Below are 507 nucleotides of genomic sequence, written 5' to 3'. Positions count from 1 at the left end.
GTCGCCGAGCAGCACTTGATCTCGAGCTCGCCCGGTCGGACGTCGATCCGCAGGAAGCTCTTGAACAGCGGCGGGTCGGGGGTGTCCCAGTCCAGGAACTCGGAGAAGAAGCGGTACAGGGGACCGGTGCGCGCGGAGAGCGGATGGACGACGCGCGCTGCGCGACGGGCCTTCGGAGAGACGGTCGCCCCTCGATCCGTCTCCCGGGTGGGCTCCAGGCCACCGCCGAGGCGTTCTGCCATCACCGCGGGGGCCTGCTGCCTGGGGACGACGAACCTCCCCCGCCGGAAGCCGAAGCGACGGTCGAAGAGGATCGAATAGGTCGCCAGGGAGTCCCCGCGCAACGGGTAGCACCGGAAGTCCGCCTCGTCGCACCCGCACTCCTCCACCGTCGCCCGGGGAATGATGTGGGTGGCCTTGGTGTAGGCACCACCGGCGCCGGTGACGAGGTGCTGCAGCACGCGCCCGTCGTCGTGGACCACGGGGTAGCGCTGGTAGTTGTGGGTG

Annotated in this window: 1 protein-coding gene; it reads right to left on the bottom strand. The window is 70.0% G+C overall.

Annotation, left to right across the window (positions count from 1 at the left end; translation table 11 throughout):
- On the bottom strand, positions 1-507 hold a 507-nt coding region (locus tag RCG67_RS17505; RefSeq protein ID WP_368828099.1), incomplete at both ends, for a hypothetical protein.

This window comes from Kocuria cellulosilytica, assembly GCF_040981245.1.
GTDB classification, from domain to species: Bacteria; Actinomycetota; Actinomycetes; order Actinomycetales; family Micrococcaceae; genus Kocuria; species Kocuria cellulosilytica.
Note: the sequence above shows the minus strand (reverse complement) of the source record. Positions and strands in the feature narration are given on the sequence as shown.